Below are 22,405 nucleotides of genomic sequence, written 5' to 3' on the forward strand. Positions count from 1 at the left end.
CGTCAGAGGATCTCGAGCACGCTTTCCGGCGGACGTCCGATCCGTGCTTTGCCGTCTTTCAAGACGATGGGGCGTTCGATCAGGATCGGATTGGCCAGCATCGCGGCGATCAGCTCGTCTTCGGGCGTGTCCGCAGATAGGCCAAGCTCCTTAAAGACCTTCTCACCCTTGCGCATGATGTCGATCGGCGATGCGTTCAACGCAGTCAGAACGGCCCGCAGTTCGGCCTCACTCGGTGCATCATCCAGATACCGGCGCACGGTGACGTCTTCGCCCCGCTCTTCCACCAATGCCAGCGTCTGGCGCGATTTCGAGCAGCGGGGGTTGTGCCAAATCTCGGTCATAGCCAGGCCTCGCGTCCGGTTCCAACGGCATCGGCAACGCAGGCAAACCCGTCACGTTCCAACCGCTCATCAATCCCGCGCGCGATCTCTTCCACAAGGCTGATGCCCTTGTAAGCCAGCGAGGAATACAGTTGCACAACCGACGCACCTGCAAGGATCTTTTGATAGGCATCCTCGGCCGAGGCGATGCCGCCGACGCCGATCAACGGCATCTGCCCATCCGTCAGTTGCGACAGGCGCGCCAACACGCGCGTGGACTTTTCGAACAAAGGCGGGCCTGAAAGACCTCCTGCTTCGTCTTTATGTACACTTTTCAAACCTTCGCGCGACAAAGTGGTGTTGGTGGCGATCACCGCGTCTACGCTCACCTCCTGCGCGACACCGGCCACTTCGGCCAGCTCTGCATCTGTCAAATCCGGCGCGATCTTCAGGAAAATCGGCGTGTATTTGTCATGATCCTTGCGCGCATCCAGCACACCCTGCAACAGACCGCGCAGCGCATCCGCGCCCTGCAGGTCGCGCAGCTTTTCGGTGTTGGGCGAGCTGACATTGACCGTTACGAAATCCACGAACGGCCCGCAGCAATTGAAAACCTTCACATAGTCGGCGGCACGGTCGTCGCTGTCCTTGTTTGCACCAAGGTTCAGCCCCACAGGCACCGGGCGACGGCGTGAACGGCGGGTTAGGCGGGCGGCGGCGGCCTCCATCCCTTCATTGTTGAAGCCGAAGCGGTTGATGACGGCCTGATCTTCGGTCAGGCGAAACAGGCGCGGCTTGGGGTTGCCCGGTTGCGGACGCGGGGTGACAGCACCCACTTCCACAAAGCCAAATCCCGCTTGGGTCAGCGCATCTACAACGGTGGCATTCTTGTCATAGCCCGCGGCTAAACCGACCGGGTTGGTCATCTCCATCCCGCAGAAAGTGGTCTTCAACCGGTCCGAGGTCACAATCCCGGGCATCGGCACCACGCCCGCCTTCATCGCCATTAACGCCAGCGTATGCGAGCGTTCGGGGTCCACCTTATGCAGCGCCTTCAGCGCCAGTTTCTCGATCACGTTCATGCCAAATCCTCGGGGAATTCATGGCCATCCGGGCCAAGCGGAAGGTCGCAGTTCCATAGGACTTCGGACAGCATGAGCTCGCGATAGAGATGCGGGAACAGGGCACCCCCGCGCGAGGGCTCCCATTTCAGCAATGCGCCCATCGCGTCGGCCTCGAACGCGACCAGTACCAGTCCCTCGTCTTCGGCGAAGTGTTTGGCAGCGGTTTCGCGCACCTGTGCGGCGGTCGAGAAATGGATGAACCCGTCATGCACATCAATCGGAGCGCCAGTGGTCTTTCCGGCCATCTTGAAGGCTTGCCATTCAGCAGCCTGAAGTATCTTGTAAATCTGCATGGCTCTCATGTGCCGCGTTGACCCTTGTGCGTCAAGCGGTGTTGGTAAATTGCTGCGTTTGCCCGGGGTGCGCACGTCATCTTCTTGTTACGTCAACTTGCCACCTAAACACGAGAGTTTTGACAAGTTGGGCCGACTCACGCCACGCTCATGCCAAAACAACAAGACCTTAGGGAGATTTAGTCATGACCAGATTTTTGACCACGGCGGCAGCCCTTGCGCTGACCACCGGTACCGCGATGGCGGATTATTCGTTGACCGTTCTGCACACCAACGACTTCCACGCCCGCTTTGAACCGATCAGCAAGTATGACAGCGGATGCTCGGCCGAGGACAACACCGAAGGCAAGTGTTTTGGTGGTTCCGCCCGCCTGCAAACCGCAATCGAAGAAGCCCGTTCGCGCACCAATAATTCGATCCTTGTGGATGGTGGCGACCAGTTCCAGGGCACGCTGTTCTATACCTACTACAAGGGTGCACTGGCGGCCGAGATGATGAACCAGATGGGCTATGACGCGATGACCGTGGGCAACCACGAGTTTGACGATGGCCCCGAAGTGCTGCGCGGCTTCATGGATGCTGTGAACTTCCCGGTGCTGATGTCGAACGCTGATGTCTCGGGTGAACCGCTGCTGCATGACAAGCTGGCGAAATCCACTGTGATCGAACGTGGCGGCGAGAAGCTGGGCTTGATCGGCCTGACACCGCAAGACACGGACGAGCTGGCCTCGCCGGGGCCGAACGTGATTTTCACCGATCCGGTTCAAGCGGTGCAGGGCGAGGTCGACAAGCTGACCGAAATGGGCGTGAACAAGATCATCGTACTCAGCCACTCGGGCTATGGCGTGGACCAGAAAGTTGCTGCTGAAACCACGGGCGTCGACATCATCGTGGGCGGCCACACCAATACGCTGTTGTCGAACACCAACGAGCGCGCGGAAGGGCCTTATCCGACCATGGTTGGTTCGACGGCGATCGTCTCGGCCTATGCATATGGTAAGTTCCTGGGTGAGTTGAACGTGACCTTCGATGACGACGGCAACATCACCGAAGCCAAGGGCGAGCCGCTGATCATGGATGGCGGCGTGCACGAGCACGAAGCCACCAAGGCACGCATCGCGGAAGCGGCGGCACCGCTCGATGAAATCCGCAACCGTGTGGTTGCAAACGCAGCCGAAGCCATCGACGGAGAACGTAGCTCGTGCCGCGCGATGGAATGCACCATGGGCAACATCATTGCCGACGCCATGCTGGATCGCGTGAAGGACCAAGGTATTCAGATCGCGATGATGAACGGCGGCGGTATCCGCGCGTCAATCGATGCAGGCGATGTGACCATGGGCGAAGTCCTGACCGTGCTACCATTCCAGAACACTTTGTCGACGTTCCAAGTCAGCGGTGCCGTTGTTCTTGAGGCTTTGGAGAACGCCGTCAGCCAGCACGAAGAAGGCGCGGGCCGCTTCATGCAGGTCGCGGGCATGACCTATGCGTTTGATTTGTCTAAAGAGCCGGGCAGCCGGATTTCGGACGTGATAGTGGGCGGAGCACCAATTGATCCTGCGGCGACTTATGGGCTGGTTTCCAATAATTTCATTCGCAACGGTGGGGATGGTTTCGGCATGTTCCGCGACGCGCAGAACGCCTATGACTTTGGCCCCGACCTGGCGGATGTAACCGCCGAGTACATGGCCAAGATGGGCCCCGTGAAGCCGATGCTGGATGGGCGCATTACACAGAAATAAGGTCTCTTTGACCTGACCAAAGCCCCCGCTGATGAGATCTGCGGGGGCTTTTTTGTTGGCGGGGTGCGGCGTATAATGCGCCTATGGACCACCCGCTCATTGACCTTATCAATCAAAAGATCCGCGCCGCGGAAGAGGCCGGGGATTTCGACAATCTGGAGGGCGCGGGCAAGCCGCTGCCCAAGGACGACGACCCCGAAAACGCGCTGATCAACCGTTTGATCCGTGAAAACGGCGCGGTTCCGGAGTTTGTCAGCCTGTCGCGCGAGCTGCGCAAGCTGCGGGCAGAATTGGCCGAGACTGGGGACCGCACCCGCAGGCGCGACATCATGAAAGAGATGTCGATGATGGAAGCTCGGATCGAGTTGGCCCGAAAAGGAAGATAGGGGCTTTGCCCCTCTGCGCTGCGCGCATTCACCCCAGAATACTTGTGACAAGAAAAAGAGGTCTATCGGGTCCAGCGTTCGGTGGCCGCGAGGACGCGCAGGCCGAAGCGGCGCGCGGTGTCCAGATCCTCGGGCAGCAGGTCTTCGTCAGCGCCCAGTTGTTCTGTCACCATCAGGCCCAGCCAGCTGCCGTCCCTGTTCAGGCCGGCGCGATCAGGTTTCACCGGCGCGCCGATATCTGTGGGGCCGACCCAGATCATGCCCATTTGGGCTGCAAAGATCGACAGGCGTTGTAGCGCGGCCAGCTTGTCTCCTGATGGGTGGATGGCGGTGGTGAAGCCCGCAGCGATCTTGTCACGCCACAGGCTGTGTTCCCATCGTGTATCGATTTGTTCCAGAAACAGGCTGAACCGTGCGGCGGCTGATCCCATATAGGTGGGCGCGCCGAAGATGATCGCGTCGGCTTGATCCAGCGCCTGCCAATCCGCATCGGTCAGCGTCTCCACGTCTAGCAGATGGGCCGCATCGCCAATGGCCTCGGCGATGGTTTCGGCGATGCGCTTTGTATGGCCGAAGCCGGAGAAATAGGGGATGCAAATACTTGGCGTCGTCATGCCGCCACTCTGCGGCGAAATGGCGGGTAGTCCAAGCGAAATCATGTCTTTCCTCAGCGCTTTGCCTGTGGTCATCTAATCCAGCGGAGGAGTTTCACATGACCACATTCACAGGACCCGAGATTTGCAAACTGGAAGCGCATGAGGTCGTGGCCCTGCTGCGCATGGACGAGCTGTCATCGGAGGACCTGATCGCCGCGTCCGAGGCGCGTTTGGCGCAGGTCGAGCCAGCCGTGAACGCGGTGCCTGTGATCTGCACAGATCGGGCCCGGGAAGCGGCAAAGACGTTGCAGGGTGACGCGGATCATCCGGGTTGGCTGGCGGGGCTGCCCATCGGCATCAAGGATCTGACCCCTGTGGCGGGCGTGCGTACGACCTTTGGGACCAAGGCGCTGGCCGACAATATCCCGAAAGAGAGCGATCCGATCGTCACGCGGCTTGAGGCGCGCGGCGGTGTGGTCATGGGTAAAACCAACACGCCCGAGTTCGGGGCGGGTGCCAACACGTTTAACGATGTGTTCGGGGCGACCTTGAACCCGTGGAACACCCAGATGAACGCCGGTGGCTCGTCGGGTGGGGCGGCAGTGTCACTGGCCACGGGATCGCTGTGGCTGGGCCACGGGTCGGACCATGGTGGAAGCCTGCGCACACCCGCCGCGTATTGCGGGATCGTGGGTTTGCGTCCCAGCATGGGGCTTTGCGCGTCGGCCTCTGTCACCGGGTTCATCGGCGAAGGTGTGCAAGGGCCTATGGCGCGGTCGGTCACGGATTGCGCGCTGTTTCTGGATGCGATGGCTGGCTTTGAGCCGCGCGCGCCGCTGTCTTTCCCCGCGCCGGACACGCCCTATCAAGAGGCGGTCAAACGCGCCGACACCAAGCTGCGCATCGGCTTTGCGCCAGACCTCGGGGGATATGCCCCGGTCGACGCGGATATGGCCCGCTATCTGGCCCGTGTCATGGCAGCGATCGAGGGGGCAGGCGCCACGGTCGAGGAAGCTTGCCCGGATCTGACCGATCTTGAACGCACCTATCACGTCATCCGCGGCGGCATGTGGGCGGCAAACTTCATCAAGGCCCCAAAAAGCCTGACGCAACATTTCAAGCCGACTTTGGCCGAGAACCTGTCCTTCGGCCTGTCCCTGACCGCCGAAGACATTGCCAAAGCGCAGCTATCCCGCTCGCTTATCTATGACAACATGCGGACCTTCTTGGAGCGCTACGACGTGCTTGCATGCCCCGTGGTCGGCAACATGCCCCATGTCCAGACCGAGGAATGGGTTAGCGAAGTCGGCGGGCAAACCTTGACCGGCTATATGGATTGGCTGCGGTTTACATTCCTTGCAACTGTCGCCGGGGCGCCGGCGATCTCGATCCCAGTGGGGCTGTCGGATGATGGGATGCCGGTGGGGCTTCAGTTGATCGGTCCTCCGCGCGGCGAGGCCAAGCTGCTTGCCGCAGCCCGCGCCGTTGAAATGGTGATGGGTGGGCCCCTTGGTCCGATTGACCCGGTCACGCCCAAAAGCTAAGCCAATCGCGAGATTAGGAGAGCCCACATGTACGACCAGAACCACCTTGCCCATGCCATCTCGCGCGCCTCAGATGGGCGCCATGACGCGACCTTCCTGACAGATGGACGTACGGGTAAAGTGACCACCTATGGCGACTTTTGGGCCAATGCCGAGCGTATGGCGGCCGCGCTTGTGGCGCTGGGCGTAGAACCGGGGGATCGTGTTGCCGTGCAGGCCCCGAAAGAACCCGCGATGTTGGAGCTTTACGTGGGCACGGTGCTGGCCGGCGGTGTGTTTCTGCCATTAAACACGGCCTACACGCCGGACGAGGTCGCCTATTTCCTGGGCGACGCGGCCCCCCGCGTGTTCGTCTGTGAGCCGGGCAAGCTGGATGCGCTGACGCCCGTGGCAAAGGATGCGCAGGTGGCGCATGTGCTGACGCTTGGCGCGGGTGAAACGGGAACTTTGGTGCCCGCCCGTGATGCACAAGAGCCGGGGTTTGAAGCCGTCCCGCGTAAGGCGCTGGACCTTGCCGCGATCCTCTATACTTCGGGCACGACGGGGCGGTCGAAGGGCGCAATGCTGACCCATCGTGCGCTGGCCTCGAACAGCGAAACGCTGCGTGATTACTGGCGGTTTACGGATAAGGATGTGCTGATCCACGCGTTGCCGATTTTCCATACACATGGGCTGTTCGTGGCGACCAATGTGACGCTGATGGCGGGCGGATCAGCTGTGTTCCTGCCCGGCTTTGACACCGAAGCCATCATTAAGGCGATGCCGAATGCGACTGCACTGATGGGCGTGCCGACTTTCTATACGCGTCTCTTGAAAGATGCCCGGCTGGCCGAGGCGTCCAAGTGGATGCGGCTGTTCGTCTCTGGCTCTGCGCCGTTGTTGGCCGAGACCCACGACCGCTGGCGCGAGGTGACGGGACACGCGATCCTTGAGCGCTATGGTATGACAGAGACCAACATGAACACGTCGAACCCCTATGACGGCGAGCGCCGTGCGGGGACGGTCGGCTTCCCGCTGCCCGGGGTTGAGGTGAAAGTGTGTGATCCGACCTCGGGCGAGACGCTGCCCGACGGCGAGATTGGCGTCTTGGAAGTGCGTGGCGACAACGTCTTTGCGGGCTATTGGCAAATGCCGGAAAAAACCGCCGAAGAGCTGCGCGAAGATGGCTGGTTCATCACAGGCGACCTCGCGATGATCGACCCGGACGGCTATGTGACCATCGTCGGGCGCGGCAAGGATTTGATCATCACCGGCGGCTTCAACGTCTATCCAAAAGAGATTGAGGGTGTGATCGACGAGTTGCCGGGCGTGCTGGAAAGCGCCGTCATTGGCGTTCCGCATGAGGATTTTGGCGAGGGTGTCGTGGCCGTTGTGGTGGCGCAGGATGGTGCCGTGCTGGACGAAACCTCGGTGAAAGCGGGTGTGGCCGAGAGCCTTGCCAAGTTTAAGCAGCCGAAGCGGGTGGTCGTGGTGGATGAACTGCCACGCAACACGATGGGCAAGGTGCAAAAGAACGTGATGCGCGACACCTATGCGGATCTGATGAAGGGGTAAGGCGTTCGGTGGCTCACTTCGTGAGCCTGTCAGGGGCTCTGCCCCCGCATGATTTTCCTGCGGAAATTCATGCTCCCCCGAGGTACTTATGACAAGAAAATGAGTGGGTCAGCGCGGAGGCGCGCCGTCTTTAAGCCGGTAGCCCACGAAGGCCGCGTGTAGGTAGCTGCGTCTGATGGCTGGGAACGGGAAGCGGGGCAGGGGGCGTGTGTGCACGGGCAGCTTTGTAATGCGGCCAAGCGCCATGTCAGCGAGCCGTGCACCGGTCCATGTGCCCATCGCGACGCCGTTGCCGTGGAAGTTCAGGCCAGCCCAGGCGGTGGTGCTGTCACCGATCGGTCCGGCATAGGGCAGCAGGTCTTGCGAGAGGCTGATGAGGCCGGACCAGAAATGCGGGGTCTCGACATCGCGCCACGCAGGGAACATGGCGGCGAGATGTTGTTTCATCCGCGCGCGCATCGCAGCTTGGCCTTCGGCGCTGGCGCCGACATTGCCGCGCGCGCCGAACAGGAACCGCCCGTCAGGCAGCAGCCGGAAATAGTGCAGCAGGTTGCGGCTGTCATAGGCCATGAGGTCGGTGCTCCAGCCTTGTGCTGCGATCTCGTCTTGGGTGAGTTTGCAGGTCACGAGGATGTTGGACTGCACCGGCAGATAGCGCCCGGTCAGCCAGTCGGGCACGCCATCAGAGGAATAGCCATTGGTCGCGATGATGAGCTTTTTCGCGGTGATCCGGGCGGTGGGCGTGGTTAAGATGTGGTGGGTGGCCGTGTGCTCGATTTGGGTGACCGGGCTGTGGGCCGATAGGGTGGCCCCGGCGGTTTCAGCGGCGCGTGCCAAGCCGCTGATATAGCGCCCGGGATTGAGCGCGAAGCCCAAGGGCAGGATCAGCCCGCCGTGAAACGCGCCGTTCATGCCGCGGGATTTTAGGTCGGCTGCCGGGATCAGTTCGGCGGGGTGACCTAGGTTTGCCCATTCGGCTTGCTCGGCGCGCAGATCATTCATCGCACGGGGGGTGTGGGCCAAAAGGAGTTCGCCGTCCGAGTGGGTGTCGGCGTCGATCTTGTGACGGTCGAGAAGATCAGCCACCAGCTCGACCGCGGCTTTCTGGGCCGAGAAATAAGCGCGCGTTGCATCATCGCCAAAGCGTTTTCGGATGCCGCTCAGCCCCAGTTTGTCACCGCCGATGGTGCAGAAGCCGCCATTGCGACCGGACGCGCCCCAGCCGGGGGTTTTTGCGTCGAGAACCAGCACCTCGGCTCCGGCTTCGGCAAGGTGAAGGGCCGCGGATAGTCCGGTGAATCCGCCGCCGACCACAGCGACTTCGACCCTGTGATCGCCTTCAAGCGCGGGCCAATCGCCCTCGGGGCGCGGCCAAATGCATTCTGCACGGGCGTCGTCAGAATAGGCGTAGTCCTCGTAGATGCGATGGGGCATCAGAGACGACCAAGATAGGTGCGATACTCCACATGGGTGATTTCATGGGTGAGCTGCGCGATCTCGTCCCGGCGCATGGCGGCATAGACATCGACATAGCGCTGGCCGAAGATCTCGACTGCCACGTCCGAGGCGGCGAACCGCTCGACCGTTTGGAACCAGTCTGCTGATAGCCGTTCAGCGGGTTCCGCGCCCGCATCATCCAGCGGCAATGGCAGGGCGGGTTTGGTGTTCAGCCCGTGAAGCATGCCGCCAAGGATCGCGGTGATCGCCAGATAGGGATTTACGTCAGCGCCAGCGATACGGTGCTCCAGACGGGCGGCTGGGCCTTTGGTTTCGGGCAGACGTACACCGGCGGCGCGGTTGTCGAAGCCCCAATCCGGGGCCGAGGGCGCGAAGCTCATCGGTTTGAAGCGGCGGTAGGAGTTCAGGTGTGGGGCGAAAATGGCCTGCAGATCCCGCATCGTGTCGAGCGCCCCGCCAACCGCGTGTTTCAGTGCCTCGGACGGTCCGTCCGTGCCGTCATCGAACACGTTTTTGCCGTCGCGATCCACGACCGAGGCGTGCACATGCATCCCGTTGCCGGGGAAGTCGGCATAGGGCTTGGCCATGAACGTGGCCTCCATCCCGTGCGCGCGGGCGACACCACGGACCAGCCGTTTGAACAGCAGCGCCGTGTCTGCCGCCCACATCACGTCATCGGTGTGGTGGAAGTTGATCTCGAACTGGCCGGGGCCGTATTCGGCGATCAGCGTGTCTGTGGCCAACCCCTGCAACTCGGACGCTTTCAGGATGTCATCCAGAATGTCTTGCGTGCGCTCCAGTACCTCAAGGTCATAGTTCTGCGCATCCGGGCTGCGATCCGGCGGGGTTGGGGCCGCGTCTTGTTCGGCGCGGGGTTTGAACAGGTAGAACTCAAGTTCAGTCGCCAGCACCGGGTGCAGACCCGCCGCGTGCAGACGATCCACCATACGCACCAGTTGCTGGCGCGAGGACAGCTCCGAAATCTCACCGGTGTCCGGGTCAATCATCTCGACCTGTACCTGCGCCACGTTGCCCTTGGCCCACGGAACCGGCTTCAGAGACCCCGGAACCGGCACGATGCGACCGTCGGGATCTCCGACAACGATGCCCAGACCGGTGGCCTCGACCTCTTCGCCCATGATGTTGGGCGCGTAGGTCGACAGGGGCAGACGCACGCCGCCCTCGGTCAGTTTCTTTTCGTCGTCACCCGGCAGCCATTTGCCCCGCAAAACCGCATTGGCGTCACACAGCATCAGCTCGACCCGGTCGGGACGTCCATGGGTTTTGCAATAGGTTGCGTATTCTTCCAGAAAGTCGCTCATCAGATGGCCTCTTGTTCGTCCTTCGCGCGTTTTGCGATGGCGCGTTTTGAGGTTAGGGATGCCCCAATCACGCCGACCGCCACAAGGGTAATCATGATCGTGGACAATGCGTTGATCTCGGGGCTGACGCCCAGACGGACCGCCGAGAAGATCTTGATCGGCAGCGTGGTCGAGCTTGGGCCCGAGGTGAAGCTGGCGATCACAAGGTCATCCAGCGACAGGGTGAAGGCCAACAGCCAGCCCGAGATCACGGCAGGCGCGATGATCGGCAGGGTGACAAGGCGGAAGGCCTCGAACCCGGTACAGCCAAGGTCCAACGCGGCCTCTTCCAGCGACTGGTCAAAGGTCACAAGGCGCGACGACACCACGACCGAGACGTAACACATCGAAAATGTCGTGTGCGCCAAGACGATGGTCAGCACGCCGCGGTCCAAGCCGATGGCGATGAACAGCAGTAGCAGAGACAGACCGGTGATCACTTCGGGCATCACCAGCGGTGCGTAGATCATGCCGGAAAACAGGGTGCGTCCACGGAAACGGCCTGCGCGGACCATGACATAGGCGGCCATGGTGCCCAGAACGGTTGCCGCGGTCGAGGACATCACCGCCACTTTCAGCGTGACCCATGCGGCATCAAGGAAGGCTTCGTTCCGGAACAGCTCGCCATACCATTTGGTCGAGAAGCCCGCCCACACGGTCACCAGTTTGCCGCCGTTGAACGAATAGACGATCAGGATCAGCATCGGGATGTAAAGGAAGGCAAACCCGAGGGTTAGCGATACGGTATTGAACCAGCTTAGACGTCTCATTTGCCGGCCTCCCTTTGTTTTTCCTCGTTGCGCTGGAACAGCACGATGGGGATGATCAGGATCAGCAGAAGCACGATGGCCACAGCCGAGGCGACCGGCCAGTCACGGTTCGAGAAGAACTCTTCCCACAGAACCTTACCGATCATCAGCGTCTTCGATCCGCCCAATAGCGACGGGATAACGAATTCGCCCATTGCAGGGATGAAGACCAAGAAACTGCCAGCAATGATGCCTTGCTTTGCCAACGGCAATGTGACCAGCCAGAACGCAGTCATGCGCGAGCAGCCAAGGTCTTCGGCGGCCTCCAGCAGGCTTTCGTCCAGACGCTCCAGCGCCGAGTAGATCGGCAGCACCATAAAGGGCAGATATGTATAGACGATGCCGATATAGACGGCGGTGTTGGTGTTCAGAATGGTCAGAGGTTCGCCAATGATGCCGATGCTCATCAAAAGTTGGTTCAGAAGACCTTCCTGACTCAGGATCGCTTTCCACGCGTAGACGCGGATCAGGAACGAGGTCCAGAAGGGCAGAATGATCATCATCATCAGGGTGGGGCGCCATTCATCCGGCGCACGGCTCATCCCATAGGCGATGGGGAAGCCCACCAGCAACGCAAGGATCGTCGACATCGTCGCGATTTTTAGGCTGGACAGATAGGCTTTCCAATAGAGGTCGTCTTGGGTGAGCCACGTGAAGTTCTCCATGTCCAGTTCTGACAGCCATGCCGTGAACCCGGCCCAGCCTTCGGACATGTCCAACGTGGGCGTGTAGGGCGGGATGGCCAGTGCCGTGTCCGACAGGCTGATTTTCAGCACGATCAGGAACGGCACCAGAAACAGGGCTAGAAGCCACAGATAGGGGACAGAAATCAGGCCAAAGCGTTTCATGATGTCAGCACCACACCAGCGGTGTCGGTGAAGCTAAGCCACACGTCCTGATCCCACGTGATCGCGCGGCGGCGAATGCGGCGGGTGTTGGCGGCCTGCGCCTTGATCAACTGCCCGGTGGGCGTCTGGATCACATAAGTCGACATGTTGCCCAGATAGGCGATGTCATGCACTTTGCCGTGGATGATGTTGGTCATGTCGGCGGGGCGTTCGGTCGCGATGTTCACCTTCTCGGGACGGATCGCCAGCGTGGCGCGGGTGCCTGCGGGAATTGCGTCATGAGCGATGCCGATCAGATCCTGTTGACCCTCGGCCCAGCTGATCGTCGCGTGGTCATCGCCCGAGGTGGTGACATTCCCTTCGATCAGGTTCACGTCACCGATGAAGTCAGCCACATAGACGGATCCGGGCTCTTCATAAATCTTCGCAGGCGTATCGACCTGAATGATCTTGCCGTGGTCCATGACTGCGATGCGGCTGGCAACCGTCATGGCTTCTTCCTGATCGTGGGTCACGATCACGAAAGTTGTGCCGGTCTGTTCCTGAATGTCCATCAGTTCGAACTGCGTGTCCTGACGCAGCTTTTTATCCAGCGCGCCCAGCGGTTCGTCCAGCAGCAAAAGCTTCGGCGCCTTCGCCAAGGATCGGGCCAGCGCCACACGCTGTCGCTGCCCACCCGAGATCTGGTGCGGCTTGCGGCTTGCAAACTTGCCCAGCTGCACAAGGTTCAGCATCTCGTCCACTCGGGCGGCGATCTGATCTTTCGGCATCTTGTCGCGTTTTAGGCCAAAGGCGATGTTTTCGGCGACCGACAGATGCGGGAACAGCGCATAGCTTTGGAACATCATGTTCACCGCGCGCTTGTTCGGCGGGATTGGAGCCACGTCTTGACCGTCGATCAGAATGGTGCCCTCGGTCTGGGTTTCAAACCCACCCAGCATCCGCATCATCGTCGTCTTGCCGCAGCCTGACGGGCCCAGCAGCGCAAAGAACTCGCGCTCGTAAATATCAATGGTCAGGTTGTCGATCGCGGTGAAGTCACCAAAGCGCTTGGTGACGTTCTGGAAGCGGATCAACGGGGTGGCCTGGGCATCTTCCCAGGGGGCAAACTCGGCAGGGGCCGTGGCAAGAGCGGCGTCGGACATGATGAACCTCGGGGGATTAAAGGTGCTCCCCCTGACTGCGATGAGACCAGGGGGAGCGGGAGAGTGGGCTTAGGTGCCCGACTTGATTTTGGTCCACAGACGCGTCACGACGCGCTGGACTTTCGCCGGATAAGGCGTGGTGGTATAAAGCGTACCCAGCGCTTCCTCGGTCGGATAGATCGCCGGATCACCGATCACGTCCTCTTCCAGATGTGCTTGTGATGCTTCGTTGCCGTTGGCGTAGTAAACATAGTTCGACGCCGCCGCCATGTTGTGCTCGTCCATGATGAAGTTCAGGAACGTGTGCGCAGCTTCCGGGTTCGGAGCATCCGCCGGGATTGCCATTTGGTCGAACCACATCAGCGAGCCCTCTTTGAAGGCGTTATACGCGATCTCGACACCATTATCAGCTTCTGCTGCGCGGTCACGCGCCTGCAGAACGTCGCCCGACCAGCCGACAGCTACACAGATGTCGCCGTTTGCCAGTGCGTTGATGTATTCCGAGCTGTGGAATTTCTGCACATAGGGGGCAATTGCGGTCAGGATCGGCTCGGCCTTGGCGATCACCTCGGGGTCGTGGCTGTCAGGATTTTCGCCCAGATAGGCCAGCGCGGCCGGTATGATTTCCGAAGGGGCGTCCAGAATGTGCACGCCGCACGCAGCCAGTTTTTCCATGTTGGCCGGATCCATGATTAGCGCAAGGCTGTCGATCGGAGCGTCTTCGCCCAGCACTTCTTTGACCTTGCCGACGTTTACGCCAGCGCCGGTGGTGCCCCACATGTAGTTGATCGAATACGCGTTGCCCGGGTCATAGGCGGCGGTGCGCTCGGCAATTACGTCCCACATGTTGCCGTGGTTGGACAGCTTCGACAGGTCCAGCGGCTGGAATGCACCTGCAACGATCTGGCGCTGCAGGAAGGTGCCCGAAGGAACCACAACGTCATAGCCCGACCCACCGGCCAGCATTTTGGTTTCCAGAACCTCGTTCGAGTCGAACACGTCATAGATCAGGTCGATCCCGGTCTCTTCCTCGAATTTTGTCAGCAGTTCTTCGTCGATATAGTCCGACCAGTTATAGACGCGCACTTCTTCCGCAGTGGCGGCGGTTGCCCCCATCACAAAGGCTGCGCTCATCAGTAGCCAAGATTTCTTCATACACTCTCTCCCTGTTTGGGGCATGACGCCCGTTTGCGACATTTGATCAAAAAAATGCGATTCACGCAATATGGTAAAATTGCGTAAGTCATAGTAGGTTGCTTTCAAAGGTTATCTTCGCAGCCAGAATAGGCAAAAAATTACTAACAACGGGGGCAAACTTGTCTGAACACCAAGCCAAACTGCCAGATCATCAGCGTGTTTACCGTAAATTGCGGGAAATGATTCTGTTTGGGGAACTGGCACCAGGCCAGCCCGTGACCATTCAGGGCTTGGTCTCGACATTGGATGTGGGCATGACCCCAGTACGCGAGGCGATCCGCAGGTTGACCTCGGAAGGGGCGTTGGAGTTCAAGGGAAACCGCCGTGTTTCGGTGCCGCAGCCCGACATGTCGCAGTGGAACGACATCGCCTATGCACGTCTGTCAGTCGAACCCGAACTGGCGCGAAAAGCCACAGAAAACATTGGTGAAGAAGAGCTTGCGCGGCTGACGTCTTATGATGATCAGTTGAATGCGGCCATCGATAAAGGTGATGTACGCGGGTATCTGGAACACAACTATCGCTTCCATGCCTACCTCTATGATCTTGCCGGATCCGAGGTCCTGTCCTCCATCGCCAACATGCTGTGGCTTCGCGCTGGCCCTTCGTTGCGGGTGGTGCTCGGTCGCTATGGCACGGCGAACCTTCCCGACAAACATGCAGAAGCCATGGCCGCCATGCGCGCGGGTGACGGTGAGGGGGTCGCCGCGGCTATTCGCGGAGACATCGAGCAGGGAATCGCTCAGGTCCGCGAGACGCTTTTGTCGGCCTGAATTTGATCAGATCGCAGGTCATGCGTTGACAGCTTAATTTTTGATCATATTGTGAACTCAGCTTTTGGCGCGTTCCAAAGGGTGGGTGATTCTCCTGTCCTTGGGCGCGACCCGACCACGTTTTCTAGGAGATCCAGGATGAACAAGATCACCAACCATCTGCCCACCGCCGAGCTTCAGGCCATCGACGCGGCCCACCACATGCACCCCTTCACCAATGACGGTGAGTTGGGCCAGAAAGGCGCGCGGGTCATCACCTCGGCCAAGGGCGTGTTTCTGAAAGACAGCGAAGGCGAAGAGATTTTGGACGGCATGGCCGGCCTGTGGTGCGTGAACATCGGCTATGGCAATGAAAGCATTGCCGAGGTCGCCGCCCGCCAGATGCGCGAGCTGCCCTATTACAACACGTTCTTCCAGACCACCCACGTGCCCGCCATTGCGCTGGCCCAGAAGCTGGCCGAACTGGCACCGGGCGATCTGAACCACGTGTTCTATGCCAATGGCGGCTCGGACGCGAATGACACCAATATCCGCATGGTCCGCACCTATTGGGCCGAAAAAGGTCAGCCCGAGCGTGACGTGATCATCTCGCGCTGGAATGCCTATCACGGGTCGACCATCGGCGGCACCTCGCTGGGCGGCATGAAGGGCATGCACGGTCAGGGCAGCCTGCCGATCCCCGGCATCGAGTTCATCGAGCAGCCCAACTGGTACGCCGAAGGCGGCGACATGACGCCGGAAGAATTCGGTCTGGCGCGCGCACAAGAGCTGGAAGCCAAAATCAAAGAGGTCGGCGCAGACAAGGTTGCGGCCTTCATTGGCGAACCGATCCAAGGTGCTGGTGGCGTGATCGTCGCCCCCGACACCTACTGGCCGGAAATCCAGCGGATTTGCCAGAAATACGACATCCTGCTGATCGTGGACGAGGTCATCACCGGCTTTGGTCGCACCGGCAACTGGTTCGGCAGCCAGACCTATGACCTGAAACCGGATATCATGACGGTCGCAAAGGGTCTCAGCTCGGGCTATGCGCCGATCGGGGCGTCGCTGGTGTCGGATAAGGTCGCTGAAGTGCTGGCAGGCACCGAGTTCAACCACGGCTACACCTATTCCGGCCACCCGGTGGCCTGTGCGGTCGCACTGGAGAACCTGCGCATCATGGAAGAGGAAGGCATCGTTGACCACGTGCGCGACGTCGCCGCCCCTTATCTGGCCGAGAAATGGCACGAACTGGCGGACCACCCGATGGTGGGCGAAACCAAGATCGTCGGCCTGATGGCCTCGCTGGCGCTGACGCCTGACAAAGAGGCACGCGCGCCCTTTGCTTCGGACGCTGGCACTGTTGGCCTGATCACCCGCGAGCGCTGCTTCGCCAACAACCTGATCATGCGCCACGTCGGTGACCGCATGGTGATCGCCCCCCCGCTGGTCATCACCACGGACGAGATCGATACGCTGATCACCCGCGCCCGCAAAGCGTTGGGCGAAGCCTATGAGATCGTGAAAGAAAAAGGCCTTCTGGTCGCTGGGTAACCCAGTTTCAGGGGCGGGTCACAGGCTCGCCCTATTCGATATCCCATACCTGTAAGATCCGAGGGTTCCATGGACCTGCTGACCGCAAATGACCGCCATGGGGAGTATCCCCAATCCTGGTACGCCGCCACCGCCGACGCGCCCGGCCCGTTTCCGGCTGCTCAGGGCGATGTGTCGTGTGATGTCTGCGTCATCGGTGGCGGGTTCACTGGCCTATCAGCGGCCCTGCATCTGGCGGAACGTGGCTATGACGTCGTGCTGCTGGAAGCGCAGCGCGTGGGCTTCGGCGCCTCGGGGCGCAATGGCGGTCAGGTTGGTATGGGTCAGCGTCTGGATCAGGACGAGCTCGAGAAAATGGTGGGCAAGGACGACGCCCGTAAGCTGTGGGACATGGCATCCGAGAGTGTGCAGCTGGTACGCGACATGGTTGCCAAACACGCCCCCGATGCGGGGTTCACCGACGGCATCATCCACGCCATGCACCGCGCCCGCTATGTGCCCGAGGATCACGCCTATGTGCGCAAGCTGAACGAAGAGTATGGCTATGACCTGATCCGCACTGTGGATCGGGATGAGATGCGCGAATTGTGCGGCTCGCCCGCCTATCACGGCGGCTCTCTCGACATGGGGGCAGGGCACACGCATCCGCTGCGTCTGGCCTTCGGCATGGCGCGAGCGGCGGTGGCTGCGGGTGCTCGGATTTTTGAGACCAGCCGCGTGACCGATGTGAAAGAGGGCGGTACGGTAACCGTTTCGACCGATGCCGCCAAGATCCGCGCCAGCCATCTGGTCTGGGCCTGCAATGGCTATCTGGGCAACACGCAGGGGCATGTCGCTGCGCGGGTCATGCCAATCAACAACTACATACTGGCGACCGAGCCGTTAAGCGATGATTTCGCCAAGTCGCTGATCCGTGACGGGCACGCCGTGGCCGACAGCAAGTTCGTGATCAACTATTTCCGCCTTTCCGATGACAATCGCATGCTGTTCGGCGGCGCCGAGAGCTATGGCTACAAGTTCCCGAAGGACATTCGCAAGCTGGTGTCCAAGCCGATGCTGGAAATCTATCCGCAGCTCAAAGACACAAAGATCGACTATGCGTGGGGCGGCACGCTGGGCATCACCATGAACCGCATGCCGCATTTTGAACGGCTGCAGGGGAATGTGCTGTCTGCGTCCGGTTACTCCGGGCATGGCGTGGCGATGGCGACGCTGGGCGGCAAGATGGTGGCCGAAGCGATCTCGGGTCAGGCCGAGCGGTTTGACTTGATGGCGCAGGTTCCGACCCAACGCTTCCCAGGTGGTGTGGCGCTGCGCTGGCCGCTGTTAGTGGCGGCGATGCTGTGGTTCAGTTTGCGCGATAAGCTTTAGAGGGTTCCAAGCGCCCGCCATGGGGCGGGCGGACGCGTGCCCGAAATTGCGTTTCGGGCTGGATTACCCCTTCGGCCCGCCCACATCGCTGGGGGCAACGGCCACGGTTTTCACAATCGCATAAAGCTCTGTTCCGACGGACAAATCCATTGCCGCAAGCGAGCGTTTGGTGATCCGCGCCAGAACCCTTCCCGCAGCAGTATCCAGCGACAAGATCGCCCCCGGACCCGCCCCTTCCTGCACCCCCTGCACCACGCCGAGCAGGCAGTTCAGGGCCGAGATCCCCTCGGGCCGTCCGCGTGACAGGATCACGTCCTGAGCGGCGATGCGGACCCGCACTGATGTGCCGGGATCGCGAGCGATGCGGGGCAGGAACAGTGGGATGCTGCCTGCGTTCAACTCGGTCAGCCCGTCGTCGTGATGTGTGGCCACGCGGGCTTCGATTACTGCCCCAACCGAGCGCACGTCACCGGGGCTGAAGCTGGGATCACCGAGAACCTCGATCGCGCTGCCCTGTCGGATCACTCGCCCGTTTTCCAGCGCCACGACTGTGGTCGCCAGCCGCGCAACCTCGCTGGTTGAGTGGGTAACATAGAGGATCGGCACCTCGCCCTCGTCGCGTAGACGCTCGAAATAGGGCAGGATTTCCTCTTTGCGGGGATCGTCCAGCGCGGCCAGCGGTTCGTCGGCGAGGATCAGCTGCGGGCGCGACAGAAGCGCCCGCCCGATGGCAACCCTCTGCTTTTCGCCGCCCGATAGGCGCGGGGTGCGGCGGTCCAGAAGGTGGCCGATGCCCAGCATCTCGACGACATGATTGAAACGGGCAGGGTCCGCAGGTTGGCGGGTGACACGACGGGCGTAGTCCAGATTGCGCCTGACGGTCAGATGCGGAAACAGGCGGGCGTCCTGAAAGACATAGCCGATGCGGCGTTCGTGCGTCGGCAGGCAGGTGCCTTGGGTCGTGTCCAACAACACTTGGTCCCCAACCGCGATCCGCCCCGACACGTCTTGGGTCAGACCCGCCACCGCGTCCACCACGCTGGTCTTGCCCGATCCTGACGCGCCGAACAGTACGGTCAGGCCCGCAGGCGCAGTGACATCCACGTCCAGATCGAAACCGGGACGATTTGCGCGCAGGGTGATGGAGAGGGCTGGCTGGGTCATGCGTCCTCCATCCGTTTGGCGACACGACGGGCCAGCACCTCGGACGCCACCAATGCGCCCATGGCGATGATGATCGAGATCACAACCAACCGAAGTGCGGCGCTCTCGTCGCCCGGCACTTGCAGAAAGCTGTAGATGGCGGATGGGACGGTGCGCGTCTCGCCGGGGATATTCGACACGAAGGTAATGGTCGCCCCGAACTCGCCCATCGCTTTGGCAAATCCAAGGATCGCGCCCGCGATGATGCCGGGCAGGGCGAGGGGCAGGGTGACGGTGATGAAGACGGACCAGCGGTTGGCGCCCAGCGTGGCGGCGGCGGCTTCCAGCTTCGGGTCCACAGCCTCGATCGACAGGCGAATGGCGCGGACCATCAGGGGAAAGCCCATGATTGCCGCAGCAAGCGCCGCGCCGGTCCAGCGGAAGGCCAGTGGTAGGCCGAGCTTGGCGAGGGCCGCGCCCAGCGGCGCGGTGCCGCCGAAGGTCAGAAGCAGCAGGTAACCGGTGACGACGGGCGGCAGGATCAGGGGCAGGTGGACAAGCCCGTTCACCACCTGCTTGCCGGGAAAGTCCTTGCGGGCCAGAAGATGCGCGATCCAGATGGCGACGGGCAGGGACAGGGCAGTGGCCCAGCCAGCGACTTTCAGGGACAGCGCAACCGCCTGCCATTCCTCTGGTCCAAGCCAGCTCATTCGGGCACCTCGGGGGCAGGCAGAAAACCGTGGTTTTGCAGGATGGCTTGCCCGGCCCCGCTGGTCAGATAGTCCAGAAAGGCCGTTGCGGTGGTCACGTCGCCGGACGCGATGGCGGCGGCAGGATAGGTGATCTGAGGATGCGTCTCGGCAGGAAATGGTGCGACGAGGCGCACCTTTGGTTCAGCCTGCGCATCCGTTGCATAGACCACGCCCAATCGCGCCTCGCCCAAGGCAACCAGCGCCAAGGCAGCACGGACATTATCGGTCTGTATGACGTGGGATTCAGCTGCATCCCACAGGCCTAGATGCGACAAGGCGGCCTTGCCGTATTGCCCTGCAGGGATCGCGTCGACCAGCGCCATCGACAACCTGCCGCCATTCAGGGCCGCTGCGAATTCTTCGGGCGTCACTGGCAGCTTCGTCGGCGCAGCTAGTTCTGCAGGCGCGATCAGCACCAACGCATTCCCGGCGAAGTCCCGGCGCATACCATCGGCCAACAACCCGGCCGCCTCAACCGCATCCATCCAATCCGCATTCGCAGACAGAAACACATCGGCAGGTGCGCCCAAGGTGATCTGGCGGGCCAAAACCGAGGACCCCGCGAAGGACAAAGCCACTTCGTGCCCGGTATCGCCTTCGAACGCCTCGGCCACCTCGTCCAGCGCACCGCCCAGACTGGCAGCGGCAAAGACAGTGATCTTGTCGGCGAAAGAGGGCAGGCCGGATGCGCCCAATATCAGGGCGGCGAGGGTATATCGACGGGCGCACAAAAACATCTCGGGTCGAGATAACGGGATGCGCGGCCCGTCAGCAAGGGGTTTTGCGGTCGCAGCGGTCAGGCGAAGTGGATGTCTACGCTGCCAAACGGTCCGAAATCGGCGTGAATAGCGGTGCCTGAGGGGCATTCAACGGGGCGGATGAAGCTGCCGGACAGGATAATCTGGCCGGGTTCGATGCTTTGGCCATATTGCGCCATACGTCGTGCCAACCAGACGACGCTCTCCACCGGGTCGTTCAACACGCCTGCACCAAGGCCGGTTTCCTCGACCTCGCCATTGCGCGAGGTGATGGCGCCAACCCAGCGCAGGTCGAAGGCGTCGACCGCGTGGCGCTCAGCGCCAAGTACGATCCCGGCATTGGCGGCGTTGTCTGAGATTGTGTCAAAGACCGTGCGAGCAGCACCCGTTTCAGGATCTATCCGCTGAATGCGGGTGTCGAGGATCTCGATTGATGGCGCGACATAGTCAGTGGCGGCGATCACGTCTTCGCGGGTGACATCCGCGCCGCCAATGGCATCCTTCATCACAAACGCGATCTCGGCCTCAATCCGGGGCTGGATGAACCGGCCCGCAGGCACCGTCGCGCCGTTCCGAAACAGCATGTCGTCGAACAGGATGCCGCTGTCGGGAATGTCGATGTTCAATGCGTATTGCATCGCTTTCGAGGTCAGCCCGATTTTCCAGCCGATGACCTTGCGCCCCGCGTCCAGCTTGGCGCGGTAAATCGCGTTTTGCACCTGATAGGCATCGTCCATCCCCATCTCGGGGTGGCGCTTGGTCAACAGCCCGATCTGGTCGCGGGTCTTTTCGGCCTGCAACAAATCGGCGGCGGCACGGGCGTGATCTTCGGGCGTCATACCACTTCGTCCTCGACCGTGTTCGTCAGCGTGCCGATCCCCTCGACCGAGACCTCGACCACGTCGCCGGGCACAAGGTATTTTGGCGGATCGAACCGCGCGCCTGCGCCGGTGGGGGTGCCGGTGACGATCACGTCGCCGGGCTGCAGCGTCATGAAGGTCGAGATATAGGCGATCTCCTCGCGGATCGGGAACATCATGCGGTTCAGGGTGTCGTCTTGGCGTAGCTCTCCGTTCACGTGGGTCTGGATGCGCGCGTCATCCAACTGGGCGGCGTCGGTGAAGGGCACCAGCCACGGGCCAATCGCGCCCGAACGGTCCCAGTTCTTGCCTTGCGTCACGTTGAATTTCGCGTGACGCACCCAGTCGCGGATCGTGCCTTCGTTGCACAGGGTCAGCGCGGCAATGTGGTCATAGGCATCGTCCTGACTAATCCGACGTCCTTCCTTGCCGATCACGATCACCACCTCGCCTTCATAGTCCAGCGTGTGGTTCTCTGGCGGGCGGATCAGCGGGCGGCCGTGGCCGGTAAACCCGCTGGCAAAGCGCGGGAACAGCGACATGTATTTCGGCTGCGCGCTGCCGTCTTTGTATTCTGCATTGCGATCCGGGAAGTTCACGCCCACGCAGAGGATGCGGCGGGCATCTGGCATTACCATCTCGTAGTCGAAGGTCGAATGCGTGGCAGCGCGGCCCTCGGCCGCTGCCAACAGGTCCGTCATAGCCCCATCCGCAATCGCCTCGTACAGCGTGGCGTAGTGCGGAAATTCCGCATTCAGGGCGATAGCGTCACCGGCATCAGTGATCGCGCCGAAGAAGGTTTCGCCTTCGGCAGAGAACGTAGCGAGTTTCATCG

The 22,405-nt window shown here is 61.2% G+C and carries 22 protein-coding genes; 7 read left to right on the plus strand and 15 right to left on the minus strand.

Annotated elements, in window-relative coordinates; genetic code table 11:
• Positions 1–2: 2 nt before the first annotated feature.
• From arsC to Q0677_RS12745, 3 genes are read right to left on the minus strand one after another with little or no spacing between them, the layout of a single operon-like run.
• Positions 3–344 carry an arsenate reductase (glutaredoxin) gene (arsC, locus tag Q0677_RS12735; protein ID WP_298910357.1) on the minus strand — a complete coding sequence of 114 codons (342 nt, stop codon included), beginning with the start codon at positions 342–344 and terminating at the stop codon, positions 3–5.
• Positions 341–1,405 (minus strand): quinone-dependent dihydroorotate dehydrogenase, encoded by a 1,065-nt coding sequence (locus Q0677_RS12740; protein ID WP_298910359.1) that lies wholly within the window; start codon positions 1,403–1,405, stop codon positions 341–343. Before Q0677_RS12740 ends, arsC begins: the two co-directional genes overlap by 4 nt.
• Entirely contained in the window at positions 1,402–1,740 is a 339-nt protein-coding gene (locus Q0677_RS12745) for a DUF952 domain-containing protein (protein ID WP_133486025.1), read from the minus strand. Before Q0677_RS12745 ends, Q0677_RS12740 begins: the two co-directional genes overlap by 4 nt.
• Positions 1,741–1,925: 185 nt before the next feature.
• Here Q0677_RS12745 and Q0677_RS12750 point away from each other — a divergent pair, with 185 nt between their 5' ends.
• Both Q0677_RS12750 and Q0677_RS12755 read left to right on the plus strand, forming a co-directional pair.
• Positions 1,926–3,482 carry a bifunctional metallophosphatase/5'-nucleotidase gene (locus Q0677_RS12750; RefSeq protein WP_298910361.1) on the plus strand — a complete coding sequence of 519 codons (1,557 nt, stop codon included), beginning with the start codon at positions 1,926–1,928 and terminating at the stop codon, positions 3,480–3,482.
• A gap of 83 nt (positions 3,483–3,565) precedes the next feature.
• Positions 3,566–3,868, plus strand: coding sequence for a DUF1992 domain-containing protein (locus Q0677_RS12755; protein WP_298910365.1), 303 nt, complete (start codon positions 3,566–3,568; stop codon positions 3,866–3,868).
• A 62-nt stretch (positions 3,869–3,930) separates the two neighbouring features.
• Here Q0677_RS12755 and Q0677_RS12760 read toward each other — a convergent pair whose 3' ends face one another.
• Positions 3,931–4,482, minus strand: a complete 552-nt coding sequence (locus Q0677_RS12760) for a flavodoxin family protein (protein WP_298910367.1) — start codon at positions 4,480–4,482, stop codon at positions 3,931–3,933.
• Positions 4,483–4,580: 98 nt separating this feature from the next.
• Here Q0677_RS12760 and Q0677_RS12765 point away from each other — a divergent pair, with 98 nt between their 5' ends.
• A complete protein-coding gene (locus Q0677_RS12765) occupies positions 4,581–6,008 on the plus strand; it encodes an amidase (RefSeq protein ID WP_298910369.1) in 1,428 nt (475 codons plus the stop codon).
• Positions 6,009–6,035: 27 nt separating this feature from the next.
• The gene (locus Q0677_RS12770; RefSeq protein WP_298910372.1) at positions 6,036–7,562 is read left to right on the plus strand and encodes a malonyl-CoA synthase; all 1,527 of its coding nucleotides are present in this window, start codon (positions 6,036–6,038) and stop codon (positions 7,560–7,562) included.
• 108 nt (positions 7,563–7,670) lie between these two features.
• Here Q0677_RS12770 and Q0677_RS12775 read toward each other — a convergent pair whose 3' ends face one another.
• The 6 genes from Q0677_RS12775 to Q0677_RS12800 form a co-directional block, all read right to left on the minus strand.
• A complete protein-coding gene (locus tag Q0677_RS12775; RefSeq protein WP_298910375.1) occupies positions 7,671–8,996 on the minus strand; it encodes an FAD-binding oxidoreductase in 1,326 nt (441 codons plus the stop codon).
• Positions 8,996–10,342 carry a glutamine synthetase family protein gene (locus Q0677_RS12780; protein ID WP_298910377.1) on the minus strand — a complete coding sequence of 449 codons (1,347 nt, stop codon included), beginning with the start codon at positions 10,340–10,342 and terminating at the stop codon, positions 8,996–8,998. Before Q0677_RS12780 ends, Q0677_RS12775 begins: the two co-directional genes overlap by 1 nt.
• Positions 10,342–11,151 (minus strand): ABC transporter permease, encoded by an 810-nt coding sequence (locus Q0677_RS12785; RefSeq protein WP_298910379.1) that lies wholly within the window; start codon positions 11,149–11,151, stop codon positions 10,342–10,344. Before Q0677_RS12785 ends, Q0677_RS12780 begins: the two co-directional genes overlap by 1 nt.
• Complete coding sequence (locus Q0677_RS12790) at positions 11,148–12,038, minus strand: ABC transporter permease subunit (RefSeq protein WP_298910382.1); 891 nt, start codon at positions 12,036–12,038, stop codon at positions 11,148–11,150. The genes Q0677_RS12785 and Q0677_RS12790 overlap by 4 nt, the downstream gene beginning before the upstream one ends.
• Complete coding sequence (locus Q0677_RS12795; protein ID WP_298910384.1) at positions 12,035–13,183, minus strand: ABC transporter ATP-binding protein; 1,149 nt, start codon at positions 13,181–13,183, stop codon at positions 12,035–12,037. Before Q0677_RS12795 ends, Q0677_RS12790 begins: the two co-directional genes overlap by 4 nt.
• Before the next feature lie 69 nt (positions 13,184–13,252).
• Positions 13,253–14,338, minus strand: coding sequence for a polyamine ABC transporter substrate-binding protein (locus Q0677_RS12800; protein WP_298910386.1), 1,086 nt, complete (start codon positions 14,336–14,338; stop codon positions 13,253–13,255).
• 161 nt (positions 14,339–14,499) lie between these two features.
• On the opposite strand from Q0677_RS12800, the gene Q0677_RS12805 reads away from it, so the two are divergent.
• The 3 genes from Q0677_RS12805 (at position 14,500) to Q0677_RS12815 (ending at position 18,057) form a co-directional block, all read left to right on the plus strand.
• Complete coding sequence (locus Q0677_RS12805) at positions 14,500–15,153, plus strand: GntR family transcriptional regulator (protein WP_298910388.1); 654 nt, start codon at positions 14,500–14,502, stop codon at positions 15,151–15,153.
• Positions 15,154–15,291: 138 nt separating this feature from the next.
• On the plus strand, positions 15,292–16,686 hold the full coding sequence (locus Q0677_RS12810) for an aspartate aminotransferase family protein (protein WP_298910390.1): 1,395 nt from the start codon (positions 15,292–15,294) through the stop codon (positions 16,684–16,686).
• Between the two features lie 69 nt (positions 16,687–16,755).
• Positions 16,756–18,057, plus strand: coding sequence for an FAD-binding oxidoreductase (locus Q0677_RS12815; RefSeq protein WP_298910393.1), 1,302 nt, complete (start codon positions 16,756–16,758; stop codon positions 18,055–18,057).
• A gap of 63 nt (positions 18,058–18,120) precedes the next feature.
• Here Q0677_RS12815 and modC read toward each other — a convergent pair whose 3' ends face one another.
• The 5 genes from modC to Q0677_RS12840 are packed head-to-tail and all read right to left on the minus strand — an operon-like array spanning position 18,121 to position 22,403.
• Complete coding sequence (gene modC / locus Q0677_RS12820; RefSeq protein WP_298910395.1) at positions 18,121–19,221, minus strand: molybdenum ABC transporter ATP-binding protein; 1,101 nt, start codon at positions 19,219–19,221, stop codon at positions 18,121–18,123.
• Entirely contained in the window at positions 19,218–19,910 is a 693-nt protein-coding gene (modB, locus tag Q0677_RS12825; protein WP_298910398.1) for a molybdate ABC transporter permease subunit, read from the minus strand. The genes modC and modB overlap by 4 nt, the downstream gene beginning before the upstream one ends.
• A complete protein-coding gene (modA, locus tag Q0677_RS12830) occupies positions 19,907–20,689 on the minus strand; it encodes a molybdate ABC transporter substrate-binding protein (protein WP_298910401.1) in 783 nt (260 codons plus the stop codon). Before modA ends, modB begins: the two co-directional genes overlap by 4 nt.
• A 59-nt stretch (positions 20,690–20,748) precedes the next feature.
• On the minus strand, positions 20,749–21,549 hold the full coding sequence (hpaH, locus tag Q0677_RS12835) for a 2-oxo-hept-4-ene-1,7-dioate hydratase (protein WP_298910404.1): 801 nt from the start codon (positions 21,547–21,549) through the stop codon (positions 20,749–20,751).
• The gene (locus Q0677_RS12840) at positions 21,546–22,403 is read right to left on the minus strand and encodes a fumarylacetoacetate hydrolase family protein (RefSeq protein ID WP_298910406.1); all 858 of its coding nucleotides are present in this window, start codon (positions 22,401–22,403) and stop codon (positions 21,546–21,548) included. The genes hpaH and Q0677_RS12840 overlap by 4 nt, the downstream gene beginning before the upstream one ends.
• Positions 22,404–22,405 lie beyond the last annotated feature (2 nt).

Origin of the sequence: uncultured Aliiroseovarius sp., from assembly GCF_947492455.1 — a bacterium.
Taxonomy (GTDB): Bacteria; Pseudomonadota; Alphaproteobacteria; order Rhodobacterales; family Rhodobacteraceae; genus Aliiroseovarius.